This window comes from Stieleria sedimenti, from assembly GCF_025060895.1.
GTDB classification, from domain to species: domain Bacteria; phylum Planctomycetota; class Planctomycetia; order Pirellulales; family Pirellulaceae; genus Stieleria; species Stieleria sedimenti.
Genome location: NZ_JANZKV010000039.1, coordinates 81,195 through 95,167 on the forward strand (window position 1 = coordinate 81,195; position 13,973 = coordinate 95,167).

Annotated in this window: 11 protein-coding genes; 2 read left to right on the forward strand and 9 right to left on the reverse strand. The window is 61.0% G+C overall.

Annotated features, from left to right (window positions below):
* Window positions 1-15 precede the first annotated feature (15 nt).
* Window positions 16-159, forward strand: a complete 144-nt coding sequence (locus tag NZK35_RS05980) for a hypothetical protein (protein ID WP_259631682.1) — start codon at window positions 16-18, stop codon at window positions 157-159.
* Here the strand turns inward: NZK35_RS05980 and NZK35_RS05985 are convergent.
* The 4 genes from NZK35_RS05985 to NZK35_RS06000 all read right to left on the reverse strand — a co-directional run bounded on the left by NZK35_RS05985 (window position 102) and on the right by NZK35_RS06000 (window position 4,916).
* On the reverse strand, window positions 102-1,343 hold the full coding sequence (locus NZK35_RS05985) for a Glu/Leu/Phe/Val family dehydrogenase (protein WP_259631683.1): 1,242 nt from the start codon (window positions 1,341-1,343) through the stop codon (window positions 102-104). The genes NZK35_RS05980 and NZK35_RS05985 overlap by 58 nt on opposite strands.
* Before the next feature lie 71 nt (window positions 1,344-1,414).
* Window positions 1,415-2,371 carry a zinc dependent phospholipase C family protein gene (locus tag NZK35_RS05990; protein WP_259631684.1) on the reverse strand — a complete coding sequence of 319 codons (957 nt, stop codon included), beginning with the start codon at window positions 2,369-2,371 and terminating at the stop codon, window positions 1,415-1,417.
* Window positions 2,372-2,495: 124 nt separating this feature from the next.
* On the reverse strand, window positions 2,496-3,506 hold the full coding sequence (locus tag NZK35_RS05995) for a mechanosensitive ion channel family protein (RefSeq protein WP_259631685.1): 1,011 nt from the start codon (window positions 3,504-3,506) through the stop codon (window positions 2,496-2,498).
* Window positions 3,507-3,590: 84 nt separating this feature from the next.
* Window positions 3,591-4,916: a glucuronyl esterase domain-containing protein gene (locus NZK35_RS06000; RefSeq protein ID WP_259631686.1), complete on the reverse strand. Its 1,326-nt coding sequence runs from the start codon at window positions 4,914-4,916 to the stop codon at window positions 3,591-3,593.
* A gap of 128 nt (window positions 4,917-5,044) precedes the next feature.
* On the opposite strand from NZK35_RS06000, the gene NZK35_RS06005 reads away from it, so the two are divergent.
* Window positions 5,045-5,578, forward strand: a complete 534-nt coding sequence (locus tag NZK35_RS06005) for a DinB family protein (protein ID WP_259631687.1) — start codon at window positions 5,045-5,047, stop codon at window positions 5,576-5,578.
* Between the two features lie 283 nt (window positions 5,579-5,861).
* Here NZK35_RS06005 and NZK35_RS06010 read toward each other — a convergent pair whose 3' ends face one another.
* The 5 genes from NZK35_RS06010 to NZK35_RS06030 all read right to left on the reverse strand — a co-directional run bounded on the left by NZK35_RS06010 (window position 5,862) and on the right by NZK35_RS06030 (window position 13,941).
* Window positions 5,862-7,268, reverse strand: a complete 1,407-nt coding sequence (locus NZK35_RS06010; protein ID WP_259631688.1) for a tRNA modification GTPase — start codon at window positions 7,266-7,268, stop codon at window positions 5,862-5,864.
* Between the two features lie 10 nt (window positions 7,269-7,278).
* A complete protein-coding gene (locus NZK35_RS06015) occupies window positions 7,279-9,987 on the reverse strand; it encodes a protein-disulfide reductase DsbD family protein (RefSeq protein ID WP_259631689.1) in 2,709 nt (902 codons plus the stop codon).
* A 143-nt stretch (window positions 9,988-10,130) separates the two neighbouring features.
* Window positions 10,131-11,228 carry an aminoglycoside phosphotransferase family protein gene (locus tag NZK35_RS06020; protein WP_259631690.1) on the reverse strand — a complete coding sequence of 366 codons (1,098 nt, stop codon included), beginning with the start codon at window positions 11,226-11,228 and terminating at the stop codon, window positions 10,131-10,133.
* 300 nt (window positions 11,229-11,528) lie between these two features.
* Complete coding sequence (gene tsaE / locus NZK35_RS06025; RefSeq protein WP_259631691.1) at window positions 11,529-12,038, reverse strand: tRNA (adenosine(37)-N6)-threonylcarbamoyltransferase complex ATPase subunit type 1 TsaE; 510 nt, start codon at window positions 12,036-12,038, stop codon at window positions 11,529-11,531.
* 79 nt (window positions 12,039-12,117) lie between these two features.
* A complete protein-coding gene (locus NZK35_RS06030; RefSeq protein ID WP_259631692.1) occupies window positions 12,118-13,941 on the reverse strand; it encodes a hypothetical protein in 1,824 nt (607 codons plus the stop codon).
* Window positions 13,942-13,973 lie beyond the last annotated feature (32 nt).

The window sequence follows — 13,973 nt, forward strand, 5'->3', positions numbered from 1 at the left end:
TAGGGCATGCTGTGCATGCCGATCGTCACGCACAGCGTGACCTACGGACTGGTCGTCACGCACAGCGTGACCTACGGACTGATCGTCACGCACAGCGTGACCTACGTCAGTCCCGCCAGTTCGGTGGCGCGGCGGACGCGGGTGATTCCGATCATGTAGGCCGCCGTGCGAAGTGAAATGTCCCGTTCGTGCGCGTTCTGCCAGACGTGTTCAAAGGCTTCCGAGAGCGTTCGATCCAGTTCTTGGCGGACGCGGTCCAAGGTCCAGCGATAGTGTTGTCGGTTCTGGACCCATTCGAAATAGCTGACCGTCACACCGCCGGCATTGGCCAGAATGTCGGGCAAGATGGTGACGCCGTGGTCATGCAGGATCTTATCGGCATCGGGATCGACCGGGCCGTTGGCGGCTTCGATGATCGCTCTGGCCGAAATCTTTTTGGCGTTCTTCTCGGTGATCACTCCGCCGAGCGCCGCGGGAATCAGGATGTCGACGTTTGGCAGGGTCAGCAGCGCATCGGTCGGTAAGACGTCGCATTCTTTGAACCCCTCCAGCAGCCCGTAAGGATGCTGGAGTTTGTGATGAAGTGCGGCGGCGATGTTCAAACCTTCTTTGCGGTAGTAGGTTCCGGTGATGTCACTGATCGCGATGACGGGGAATTGTGCTTCGGACAAGAACTTGGCCGCATGGGATCCGACGTTCCCAAAGCCCTGGATGGCGATGCTGGTTGCTTCCGGTTTCATGCCGAGCCGTTTGGTCAGCTTGACCGTCAACGTCCCCACGCCACGGCCGGTCGCTTCTTCGCGGCCCTTGGCGCCGTATTCTTCGACCGGTTTGCCGGTGATCACGGCGGGATTGAATCCATGGTATTTTTCCCACTGGTTGCGAAACCAGGCCATCACGCGATGATCGGTGCCCATGTCGGGTGCGGGAATGTCGGTGTCGGGGCCAACGATGTCGTGGATTTGGTCGACAAACACACGGGTCAGCCGTTCCAGTTCGCGCGTCGACAGCGATCGCGGGTCCACGCCGATCCCGCCCTTGGCGCCTCCGTAGGGAAGATTGACGACGGCGGTCTTCCACGTCATCAGGCTCGCCAGCGACCGCGTCTCATCCAAATTGACTTCGGGGTGATACCGCAAGCCGCCTTTCATCGGTCCGCGGCTGTTGTCGTGTTGGACGCGAAATCCGACAAAGGTCGCCAGGGAACCGTCATCGCGCTCAATCGAAACCTGGACCCGGATTTCCCTTGACGCCATCAGCATCGCTTCGCGAGCTTGGGGGCTCAGATCAAGATGTTCGGCTGCGGTGTGAAAATATCGGCGAGTCGCCTCGAAAGCTCTCATCGTGATCGCCCGGATGGTGTGGTGAAGGGGATGCGCTTCAAGTGTAGCTTGGGGTGTAGCGCGCTGACGAGTCAGGCTGCGGCGCGGCGGGCCTGCTTGCGGCGTTTTTCCTCGTGGCGGATCGCGATCACGCGCCGTTTGATGTCGACTTCGTGGGGAAGCCACTCGGACAGGCTTCCGGTCCGAAAATACTCCTCGGCCAGTGCCCGGATCGACCGCGATTGCACGTGCCGCCTGACTTGTTGTTTCCAAACCGCGATCGGGGCTCGCAGCGTCGCGCCGATCATCGCCCATCCGCAGCGGCATTCCGGGATCGGGTATCCGGTGTACGATTCGGTTTCTTCGGCCGCCCGATCCAGGACCAGGCTGACCGCGGTGATCGCCAAACAGAAGAGTTCTGCCAGAGACGTGACCGAGTGTTCGTCGATCCCCCGGTGGGGGTCTCGCACGCCTTCGTGAAAACGATAGTGCCGGATCAGCCGATCACAATGCCCGTGGGCGTATCGCGCCATGTGCATCATCAACGAACCCAGCCAACCGGGGCCGTCGGCAAGTTGAATGATGACGTTGATTTGATCGTCATGCCATTTTTGTCGGATGCGATCGTAGGCTTGATCGACACTCCACTCAAAGGGACGGTGGATCAAAGCCTCCCGTTCGGTGCTGATCGTGTGCAGGGGCTGGGCCATGTCGGTCAGGTAGTGCGACAGCACCCCGGCCGCATGAGCCGCATCGCGGAACCGTTCTGCCCGAAGGTATTTTTGCAAACGGTTGTACCACTGATGGGCAACCCGTGGGGCGCCGCCCCAATCGCCTTCGCGAACATGCAGAATGTGATTCTGGTAGTCGCGAAACCGCACGTCCGGATCGATCGCCCCGCGCAGAAACGACCGGTGGTAGTACAGCAGCCAGGCGGTGAACCGTTTACCGGCATCGGAGCGGATCATCGGCAACGCATCGATCGCGAAGCGATGGTGCGTGCCTTGGCAGTGCGTTCGGCGAATGATCGCGTGCAAGCGATTGGTCATGGCGTTGGCACCGCGAGCGGAAAAGGGGTCAGGTACCAAAAACCAAATGGCCCGCAGGGTGCTTCGCATTTTTGGTACCTGACCCCTTTTCCGCGGCACCCTAAGTTTAAAAGTTGACGAAGTACTAAGACGCGTAAGGCAGGCTGCTGTCACGACGTGCAGGTCGCATCCGTGGACGCGTGGGAACGTGTCGGTCGGTTCCTTGCACGTCGGCTGCGTCGATGCGGTTGAGATGAATGTCCATCTGTGGATAGGGAATCCCGATACCGACGGCGTCGAGTTGCCGTTTGATTTCCGCCGTTAAGGATTCGGTCAGTTTCCAATAGTCGGCCGACTTGACCCACATGCGGACTTTCCACTCGACGGCGCTGTCGCCAAGGTTGCCGAGAATGACAGCGGTGCCGCGGCCTTCGCCATGAATCGTCTCGTGCTCAAACACATCGGCGGCGGCTTGCAAGGCGTGTCGGGTTGCATCGATGTTTGCGTCATAGTCGACTCCGACGACCACCTCAACGCGGCGATGGGCATGGAAGCTGATGTTTTCGATCGTGGCGCCGCTGATCGAGCTGTTGGGAATGATCAGTCGTCGATTGTCGGGTGTGTCCAGCGTGGTCGTGAACAGGTCGATTTCGTTGACCTTGCCTGAAACGCCGGCGATGTTGACCACGTCTCCGACTTTAAAGGGGCGAAAAACGATCATCAAAACGCCGGCGGCAAAGTTGCTGAGTGTGCCTTGAAACGCCAAACCGATCGCAAAACCGGCGGCCGCCAAAATGGCCGCCATTCCGCCCAGCGGCGCACCCAGTTTGCTGGCCACCGCGGCGATCAGACTGAGCATCACGCTGTAGAAAATCGCGGTCCCCACGAACCGACCAAAGGTCTCGTCGATCCGTTCGCGGATCGGCCGGCTGATGATTCGCGACAAGTACTTGGCGGCGAAGTAGCCGCAGAAAATGACGGCCAAGCCGAAGCAGGCCGGAACCAGGTTGGGAAGCACGGTGTTTTCGAGGTACTCGGTCAAGCCCTGGAAGTCACCGTTGAGCATTTGGCTGAGCACGCCGTCCAGCGACGATTCGTTCGTCGTATCGCCCGATGGTGTTTCTGTCGTCGGAATGCTTGCTTCTGCCAGCAACATCGCGATTCGTCCTTGAATGGCGGGAAGGGGTCCTGTTCGAACCGGCTATACAAAATTTGGCCCGCCAGCGTAAAGTGACGTTTTTCAACGCTCGTCGTTCAAGTGCCGATCGGCGAAGTCCAGGTATTGCTGCCAGTCGTAGTCGGTCACGGCGTGCTTGCCGGTTCGCAGGTGATAACCGATCACACCGCGGTTGATCGGTTGTTCGGCCGCCGGCATCTTGGCCGGCGGTGCGTCACCGCCCATGCCATTGGTGCCCAGCAACCGGTAGACCGGATCGGCGGCGGCGGCGGCCAGAAACTCGCCCTTGGGATCGGCCCATTGATCCTCGGTCGCACTGGCCACGTAAATCGGACGTGGCGCGGCCAAGGCGATCAGTTCGTGTTGGTCGACCGGACAGGCACCTTCGTTTTCGTTGTATTCGGTGAATTGGTCGCAGAACCAATGGGGAAAGACCTCGTTGATTCGCCCCACCGTTTCACCGATCGCACGCCGTGACAGCGCGGCACCGCCGCACCCGGAATTGTTGCTGATGACCATCGCGAAACGCGGGTCCGTCGCGCCGGCCCACAACGCGGTCTTGCCCAGACGCGAGTGACCGAGCACGGCGACCTTGCCGGCATCGATGCCCAGATCGGTCTCGGCTTCCAAGCAATCGAGTCCTCGGCTGAGTCCATAGGCCCAGGCGGCGATGCTGCCCCAGCGTGATTGCGGCGCGACATGGGCGACTTGATCGCCGAGCGTGCCGTGGATGCCGTTCTTGAACCCGTCGTCGAAGTCGGGATCGATGTCACCGTAATAGATGGTTGCCACGGCGTAGCCGCGTTTCAAAATCAGCTGCAGCGGCCACCGTGAAGCCGTGGCGCCGCGTGATTTTTCATTCGCCTTGTTGCCATCGGTGGTTCCGTTTTTACCGACGCGAAACCAGCCCGGGTTCAACTCGATCTGGGGATCCTCATCGACGCCGTGATTGCCTTGGAAATTCAGTCCCAAAAATGCAGGCACCGCGCCGGTTCGTTGCTTCGGCACGTAGATCATCATGCGCATCGACGTCGCGTCATCGGCCAAGCCGAAAAACACATCGATTTCGGAGCGGGTCGCCAAGCCGTCGAAGACCGTTTTGCGGCTGACCTGTTGGCGGCGAATCGGACACGGCGGCGGCGAAACCCCGTACACCTGTTTTTCAAACAGTGCCAACAGCTCGGGCCGGCGCAGCGTGTTCCACTGCTCGGCCGTTGTCACCGGTGAACCGCTTTGGGTGACCAGCGGATCCGGCAGGGTGTAGTCCGGAATCTTTGACTCGTCATAATTGGGCTCGAAACCCATCACGCTGCGATTCGACGGATCGAACGACAGCACGAACATTGCACAGCAGGCGATGGTGAATCGTGTGAAACGAGACGTTTGCATGTCGGTGGCCTTTTTAAAAAATGCGTGACGGGGCTGCCCATGGTGAACGACGGCTTGAGATTGTAGAACGATCACCTGGCAGCGTGGCCGGATTCCTTTCCCCGTAAAAAAATACCCCAAGATCCTCAATGAACCATTTAAACCACGTGATCGGCAACGTGATTGCCGCGTCGGCGCGACTCGGACTCGGTTATGCCGAACGTATGCTGACCGACGTCCCCGCCGACCAATTTGCGAGATTTGCGACCGCGGACGGTCAGGTGATTGAGTCCAATCATCCCTGCTTCATCCTCGGGCATCTCAGTTTGTACCCCTCGCGGGTCGTCACCGAACTGGGCAAGGACGCGTCGGAGATTCAGCCCAGTGAGGCCTTCAGCAAGATGTTTAGTAAGGATGCCAAGTGCGTGGACGATGTCGACGGAACGCTGTACCCGAGCATGGACGAAGTCGTCGCGGCGTTTCAGAGCGGGTATGAAAAAGCGATCGAAACCGTTGAACAAGCCGTCGACGATCAGTTCCTGGCCGAGAATCCCAACGAAGCGATGCGGGGCAAGTTTCCGAGCATGGGTGCGGCACACGCGTTTTACCTGGGCGGTCACATCATGTTGCACATGGGCCAGTTCAGCGCCTGGCGACGGATGACGGGCTTGGGACCGGCGTAGGGTCACGCGTCCGCACGACTGGTGAGCGGAACGGCGCGAGCGGCCTGTCGGTTTTGTGAGCCGTGACGCGTAAGCGGCCGGGCAGTGCGACGCCCGCCCGAGGCCTTACGGCCAGCGGCTCACCATTCACTCAGCAGAACCCGACTAAATCGACAGCCCGCGAGCCGTCCCGTGTGGTGAGGAACCGGAGGGCTCGCGCCCTGCCGCTAAAACCTCGTCAAACACTTGAAAGAAACGCTTCACCGCGTTACCCACCGCTCACGCTGTCTAGCGTGAGATCTGCTTACTTGCCGATACAGAATCGGCTGAAGACGCGGTCCAGGATATCATCGGTGTAAACGGCTCCGGTCACTTCACCCAGGGCGGACGCCGCCAGACGGAGTTCGGAGGAAACGTACTCGTGGCCGTCTCCGCCGCCGACGTAATCAATCGCCGATTCGATCGCCGTCTCGGCCGCGCGCAGGCTGCCGGCGCAGCGGGCCGCAGTCCCCAGGACCGAAACTCCCTCGGAGGCATCGAGGGATTCGATCGCATCGGTGATTTGTTGCCGCAGGGATTCGATCCCAACCCCGGTCAACGCACTGGTACGGATCCATGGATCGGGTGTTGGTTGGTCGCCCAATGTTGGGACGCCCGGTGAATCGCATTTCGTGGCCACCCACAGATCGATCGCCGGACGCCGTTTCTCGTCGGCGAGCTGGTGCATCGCCCGGCACGTCGCTTCCCAGCCGGGGGATGCATGATCGACACACCACAACCGGATGTCTGCTTCGCGGCCGGCGCGGTCCGCTTGCAGTTGAGCCTGATGCGAAATTTGTTCCAGGGACGAAACGCCGTCGGCGGTTTCGATCCCGGCGGTGTCGACCAGCACCACGTTGTGGTCGTCCCACTGCATGGGCACGGAAACCACATCGCGCGTGGTTCCGGCTTGGTCGGCGACGATGGCGGCATCATGACCGGCCAGGACGTTCAGCAGTCGACTCTTGCCCGCATTGGGTCGTCCACGCAACGCAATGATCCATTGCGACTTGTCTCGCGTTCGCTGTGTCAATTGTTCGCGAGTCGTTGCCAGCGTGGATCGGATCGAATCCAGACGTGCGACCAGGTCCTCATCGCTAATGAACTGGATGTCTTCGTCGACGAAATCCAGCCCGGCTTCGACGTCGGCCAACAAGTCCAGCAATTGACTCCGCATAAATTCCATCGGTCGCGAGAGGTTGCCGGCCAGTTGACGCAGCGCGTGATCGAGCGATCCCCGTCCTTCGGCTTCGATCACCCCCAAGACCGCTTCGGCTTGAGTCAAATCGAGTCGCCCGGCCAGGAAGGCTCGCAAGGTAAATTCGCCGGGTCGTGCCGCGCGAGCGCCCAGTTCGATGGCACGTCCGACGATCGCGTTGAGAATCGGCATCGAACCGAAGGTGTGGATTTCCAGCGACGGTTGTCCGGTGTAGCTGCCGGGCGTCGGCCAGACGAGTGCACGGACGGGGATCTCGCCGAGCGGGCTGCCCAAGGTGACCGTGCCGTCGACGCAATGTGCGGATCGATCGCTCGTCGGGTTGATGCCCAGTTGTCGCGTGATCTCAATCACATCGGTCCCCGAGAATCGAACCGCGCCGCGTGGTGCCGGTGTGGTGGGCGACCCGATCGCGACGATCGTGTCTTCGATCTCGATAGCGCTGGTGAATCCCATTGCCGCGCGATCAGTGGCTGGAAGTGATCGCGGGATCCGGCTTGGATGTCAACCGCGCGGCCTTGGTCGACGAACGCGACGCCATCGACGCATCCATGCTGGGGCCGGCCTGTTTCAACGCGTCAAGAACCATCGATTGCGTCACGATATCACGCAGCACGATCGGCTTTTCCGGCGAGGTTCCCGGATAGATGGCCAACAGCGGAATCGACTTGCTGCCGAATTCCTTCTCCAGTTTTTCGACGATGTCTTCGGGCAGGTCGGTCATGTCTGCCAGCATCGGGACCGCATCCAACTCGGCGAGCAACTCGCTGGTCGGCTTGGTGTCCAGTGCGATCTCGGTATTCAAAATGCAGTTGGGGCACCATGCCGCTGTGAAGTCGAGCATCACGGTGCGGCCGGCTGCCTGATGTTCTTGAAGGCGTCCTTCGTCAAATTTCTCCCAGCGGACATGGTCGTCGGCGACATACTGAACTTCGCCGGGTCCGGCCGTCGGAGCCGGGTTGCGTTCCAGATACGCGAACGCGAGCCAGCCGATGGCGACGGCGCTAGCGACACCCAGGCTCCAGCCACGCAACCGTTTTTCAAGCGATTGCCACGGCGGCACTTTTCCGATCACCCAGCAGCCGAACCAGACGCCGATCAATGTCACAAAGACCGGTAGCTTTTGCTCGTCGCTGAATTGATTGAAGAAGTATGCGACGGTTCCTAAAAACAGGAACGCCAAGAATTCTTTCAGCGTCACCATCCAGTTGCCCGGCTTGGGCAGGAAACCGACCAGCGACGGAAACAATCCCAGCAGGATATAGGGCAATGACATGCCCAATCCGACCGTCATGATGACGAGCGCCGATTCGACGGAATTGAGATAGATCGTGTACCCGAGGGCGACGCCAAGGAACGGGCCGCTGCACGGCGTCGCCAGGATCGTCGCGAAAGTTCCGGTAAAGAACGCGCCGCTGACGCCTTCTTTGCTCTGCAGGTTTTCCGACGATTTGCCCGTCGCTAGTCCCGGTGTCGGCAGTTCCCAAACACCCAGGTAGGACAGTGCCAGGGCAAAAATCAGCACGGTCAATCCGATCCGCACGGGGAAATAAGCGAATTGTTGGCCCCAGCCGAACGAAAACACGATGGCCAACACGGCCAGACCGGCGAACACGGTCAGGATTCCGGCGACATAGGCAAAGTTCAACAGCGCGACGCGGCGGCGGTCTTCGCCGGCCTGTTGAACAAAGCTCAAAACCTTGATCCCGATGACCGGCAACACGCAGGGCATGAAATTCAGGATGAACCCGCCGCAGAACGCGAGCAACAGGATAAAGGGCAGCGACGCCTTCGGGGTGTCGCCGGCCAGGGCAACCGTATTCGAATCGGCGTTCTCTGTCGGTTGGGTTTCGACGACCGCATCGGCGGGCTGCGTCGCGGGTGCGTCGGGGATCGTCTCGGCGGGATCGGCGACGTTGACGCCGGGTTGCCCCGCCGTCGGTACCTCCGCGTCTTTGTCCAAGTCATCGACCCACTTCGTTTCCGCAGCTCGATCGATCGCGGTGACGAACTTGGCGGACTTGATCTCCATCGGGCCGAGCGTCGCGTCGGCTTCATTGGCAACCGTCACCACCGCGCTGAACTCGAAGGCCATCGGTTGCAGACAACTCTTGTCGGTGCAAGCTTGATAGCAGACAAAACCTCGGATCGGGTAGTTTCCCGCCGCCGTCCCCGCAGGGATCTTGATCGGCAGGGACCAAGTCACTTCGCCCTTGTAGTACTTCACCGGTGGCGTGTCGGGTACACCTGGAATGGAGGGGAACAACGACTTGGAAATGATCGGCTGATCGGCTTTGGGGGAACCGACCGACAAGCCGCTCTTTTCGGTGACGACGAAGTTGGTCGACGATTCGGAATCATCGACGACACCCTTGTAGACGTGAAAGTCGGCTTCGGGGGTGGCGCGGAAGACCAACTGGCCTCGCCCACCGGGGGCGACCGACGATGAGACGCCGGCGGTCCAAGTGACGTCGTAGTCTTCGTCCCGAAATGTCGTCGGTTTGGCGGCGGGGTCGGCCAGCAACTTGGCGGCCGTTTCCGCCGCGACGGGGTTCGCCACGAGCGATGTTGCTGGATCGCCGTCTTGTTCGGCGGACGTCTTGTCTGGCCCGGCGAACGTGGCGGTCAACGTTTCATCGGCCGGTAGACAAGACCCGCTGGTCTGGCACACCAACGCTTTGACTTTGACGTTGATCGCGTCTTTGAAGCCGGCGGGGATGTCGATCGGGGCCGACCAGCGCACGACGCCTTCGTGTTCTTCGATCGTCACGCCCGGATAAACATCCGAGACGCTTTTCGTCGGCGGTTCGTCGGGTCGGAACTCGCCGGCGATCGAAACCGATTTCGGCGACGCGATCGAAAACTTCGTCGCCAGCGGTCCGCCGGGCGGTTGGGTGGTTGAATAGATGTGCCACGATCGACCCACCGTCGCTTCGATGTCCAGTCGTCCGCGTTGCCCGTCGCTGACGTAGCTGGCCGTCCAACTGACCGGATCTTGTTGGGCGTCGGTCAGCCCGCCAAAATTGATGCCGCCGAAGACATCACCGGACTGGTCGAGCGCGGAGGCATCGAAGGTGCCTTGGGCCAATGCGCTCGACGAACCCACCGGGACGATCCCGGGCAGGGTCATGGCCAAAACGGCGACACCGAGCACCGCCACACGACGTACCGTCATGCGAAGCATCGCGGTCGTGAGCGTTGTCGCCCGGGAGGCCCTGTCCAAAGACGTTGTGGTCATAAAGGGATGATTTCTTTTCATTGTGATCGTATCGTCACGGTGATCGCCCCCACGAGTTTAGTTGTGGCGGCTAAAAAACGTCAACGTTCCGTTTGCCCATCAACTGATTCGATTAATCGGACCAGCCGCCGGGACACAAGCCGCAAATCGGCAAATTGTCTCGACTCGCCGACGAGCCAAACGACCCAATTTGCCAAGCTGATCCAAAGTGAGGTCTCAGCGATCGTCAGTACCAGTGTACGAAACTCTGGCGCATCAAGCTCCGGTAGGACTGACTCTCCGATGCTGATCTCTGGGATGCCGAACGTCCGGTCGGCGGCAAAGGGCGCGTCGAACTGGCGGAAGGCCGACTGGCTTGATAATGACGCTTCGCACCGGTAATCCGCCAAGATTCGATCGATGGTTTGCACCGGGGCGTCGCGGAATTGTAAAAAACTGGTCGCCCAGCGGGCCAAGTCGACGGCAACCGTGTCGACCCGCAGGGCGTCAAAATCAATCATTCCGACCACTTTTTCCGCTGAATACAGCATGTGTTCGCGGTGAATGTCCCGGATGACGTATTGCACCGGCAACCGCTGGTTGGCTAGCGGGGTCAGGGCCGCGACCAATCGCGGGGCTGTGGTCGGCCACCGCTGTTGCAACAACCGACAGGCGCGGAACACGGGGCCCGCGACACTTGGGGGAACGCGGCCTTCCAGATCGGTCGCCAGGCAACCGGGCAGAGATTGATTCAACCACGCGACACGTTGCAGCCGTTGGGCGATCGCGGGGGCCGGTTGCTGCCAGCGGCCCAATCGCCCCATCGCGTGATGCACTTGGGCGATCGCCGCGGCACCCGCGCCGATCGAACGCAGCGGCGCGTCCTCGTCAAGCGGTTGCCCCGGCATCCATGTCGCCAGCTCCCAAATGCGTCCCGCGGCGTCGATCACCAGCGACGCACCCTGGGGATCGATCGGTTGGTATTTTGGTAGCAAATCAAACGTGGATGCGACCGCCGAGACGACCGCGTGGATCTCGTTGACCCGCTGTGCGGTGGTGCCGTCGGGCCAACAACGCAGCACGAGCGTTTTCTCGCCGCTGCAACGAAACACGCGCGCGCCGCTCAAGCCGGGCGGCATCGGCGTGATCGATGCCACACCGTGTCGTTGCAAGCCGTTTCGGATCTCTGCAGGGATCATCGTCGAATGAGTGGGATAGGCGTTCGCGACGTTGGGGCGCACTAGCGCTCTGGCCACATTTACATTTTGTGGTAGCGGAACTCAACAAGCGTTTCCGGCTTCCGCTACGGCTTCAACCCTAAGATCCGATCTTGACGAAGCACTCCAGCAATTTCACGGCGCTACCGATCGAAAAGAACACCCACGGATGACAGGGTGAAAAAATCCGTGGGTTCGCGCTGCCATCCGTGGGCCCAGTAATCGTTCCACCGTTCCTCAAGTGACAGCCTGACCTTTTTTGCGGTAAAAGTAGCCCGAGCGCTAATCGCGTGACAGGGCATCGGCGAGCGCGTCGAGTGGGCGTGAGAGTTCCGTGTTCTGGGTGGTCAACGTGATCACTCGCTGCGGCGTGTCGGCGCCCGATGGAGCGACATCGATGTGGATCCAAAGTGTTTCCGGCGGCAGCACGGCTTCCACGCGATCGGCCCACTCGATCAGGACCCAGGTGTGTTGGGAATCGAACAGTTCTTCGACGCCCAATTCCAAAAACTCGTCTTCGTCACTGAGCCGATAGGCGTCGAGATGATGCAAACGAATCGGTCCGGTGGCAAGCGTCGCGTCGTAGCTGGATAACAGCGTGAACGTGGGACTGGTGACGTCTTCGGGATCGACGCCCATCGCCCCTGCAAGGGCTTGGGTCAATGTCGTCTTTCCCGCGCCGAGTGTTCCGACCAACCCGACGACCAACTGGGCGGGAAAGTGTCGCGTCAGTTGGCCGGCCAATTGGTGGAGCCGTTGGAGGTCGATGTCGTGGAGCGTCAGGGTTGGCATTTTTAAAATTGACAGGCTGGAAGCCAATCCCACGTCGACAGGCTGGAAGCCTATCCCACTTTATCTGAAACGATCGGGATCAGGGAATCAACCAGAACGCGCCGGTCATCGTGGCACCCTGGACCAGCGCACCGCGTGCACTGATCGGTACCGGCGGCACAATCCATGGAGCGCAGTTGCCTGGTCGGTAATAACCCAACGCGTATTGGCATTCGTTCGGGGGATGGATTCCCATCTTATACGGCAGCACGGCAATGTTGGCGAAGAAGTGGGCCGAGGAAACGACCGGTTGCAACAACGGTCCGGCGGTGTGTCCGTATCGTTCCAAGTTGACTTGTTCAAAGTAACGTGGCTTGCTGCACAGGTTCGATGCTTTCCAGGTCATCGTCAGCGGTGCCCACGAACGCGGTGTGTACGCGACTTGTTCGATCAAGCATTCTTTGGGCAGCCCCCAGTTTTCCGACAGGTAACCGAGGTCACCTTCGCTCAGTCGCTCGATCGGCAATTCTTGTTTACCGCCGTCATCGGTTTCGATGATCACTTTTTCGTAAGCCAATTCGAGAAAGCGTCCCGTGGCGATCACACGTCCCTCGATGCTGCTCCAGGGGCGCGAGGTTTGTCGGCTTTCGAATTTTTCGCGTTGCCGCTGGTAGTCTTCCGGATCAAACAGATCGGGGCGAAACGGCGGGCTGGGATCCAGTGAGATCTTGTCAATCGTTTCCCGCGCGATCCGCGCCCGAAAGTCTTCGCAGGATAGCTGATTGGCTTTCAGCATCGAAGTGTCGCCGGGCTGTCGGCCCTGGGGGGCCAGAGCCTGGGGATCGGTTTGTTCGCGTTCGGCGCGGTTCTGGTCGAACGGATTTTGGAAAAAACCGGGGTCGGCGTCGCCCTTGTCCGACGGGGAATCGGTTTGCCGGTCCCCTTGTGGCTTATTGGGATCATTCCACTGGGGAACCGATGGGGCCTCGGTCGCATCGGGGGTGTTGGACGGTGCGGGGATGGCCGCTTCATCGGCGTCTTGGATTTGTTCGTTGGGATCGCTCAAGAGATCTCGCATCGACGAATCGTCGTCAGCGGAACCTTGGTCCGCCGGTCGCTGGCCAGGAGTCGGCAGACTGGGCGCGGGCAAGGTCTGTGCGTCGGCCTCCGATCCACGCAACGCGTTGGGCGGCAGCTGCTCGATCGCCGGCGGAGCGACATCAGCTGCGGGCGGTTCGGCGGTGGGCAGATCGGGAAGACTGAATCCGGGTGCGGGGCTGTCGCCGGTTGTTTGGGGTGCCGGTGCGAGCGCCAGCCGGGCTGCGGGTGCGGAGCGGCGCTGCGGGGCGTCGGCTCGCCGGGCCATCGATGCGGATTGGGCCGGCGCGTTGAGTCCTTCGGCGAAGGGGTTGTTGAAGAAATCGTTGGGCTGGGCGAGCCGCTCGGGCGGGGCCGAAGATCGGGTCGGAGTGCGTCGATAGTTTCCGACCGGGGCCGAACCGTTGACCGGGGCAGCGGTGTTGGGCGCAGTAAGGTTCGGTGCAGTGTATTGGGCTTGTCGAATCGACCGCGAAACGGCGGCGTGCTCAAACGCGTTGGATTGCTCCACCCGCATCGGATTGGCGATCGGCTGGTGGTGGCCGACCTGGGCCACTCGGCGGGCAGCGGTCACTTGTCCCGGGGCGACGTTGATGGCGGGGGCGACATGGCCGCGGGCGGCGACCGGCTGGTGCGGTCGTGGCGGAATCGCGAACACGTCCTGCTGGGGTTGGTGCTGCGGAGCGGCTGCGCTGGGCGCGCCGGCCGGGGCGGTGACTGTTGAACTCTTGCGCCACCGCAGGTTCCAACCCGGGTGGGTCGTCGAGACCGGTTGCTGGGCCTGAACGTCGGCGGAAGCCCAGGGTGCCACGGACAGGCACGCCACGGCGACGGCCATGGAATGCCGCGTCAGGCTTT

Coding starts and splice junctions, on each gene's coding strand:
- NZK35_RS06020 (WP_259631690.1), bottom strand. CDS start 11,228: ATGATCCCTGCAGAGATCCGAAACGGCTTGCAACGACACGGTGTGGCA.
- NZK35_RS06010 (WP_259631688.1), bottom strand. CDS start 7,268: ATGGGATTCACCAGCGCTATCGAGATCGAAGACACGATCGTCGCGATC.
- NZK35_RS06015 (WP_259631689.1), bottom strand. CDS start 9,987: ATGACGGTACGTCGTGTGGCGGTGCTCGGTGTCGCCGTTTTGGCCATG.
- NZK35_RS05980 (WP_259631682.1), top strand. CDS start 16: ATGCCGATCGTCACGCACAGCGTGACCTACGGACTGGTCGTCACGCAC.
- NZK35_RS06000 (WP_259631686.1), bottom strand. CDS start 4,916: ATGCAAACGTCTCGTTTCACACGATTCACCATCGCCTGCTGTGCAATG.
- NZK35_RS05985 (WP_259631683.1), bottom strand. CDS start 1,343: ATGAGAGCTTTCGAGGCGACTCGCCGATATTTTCACACCGCAGCCGAA.
- NZK35_RS05995 (WP_259631685.1), bottom strand. CDS start 3,506: ATGTTGCTGGCAGAAGCAAGCATTCCGACGACAGAAACACCATCGGGC.
- tsaE (WP_259631691.1), bottom strand. CDS start 12,038: ATGCCAACCCTGACGCTCCACGACATCGACCTCCAACGGCTCCACCAA.
- NZK35_RS06005 (WP_259631687.1), top strand. CDS start 5,045: ATGAACCATTTAAACCACGTGATCGGCAACGTGATTGCCGCGTCGGCG.
- NZK35_RS05990 (WP_259631684.1), bottom strand. CDS start 2,371: ATGACCAATCGCTTGCACGCGATCATTCGCCGAACGCACTGCCAAGGC.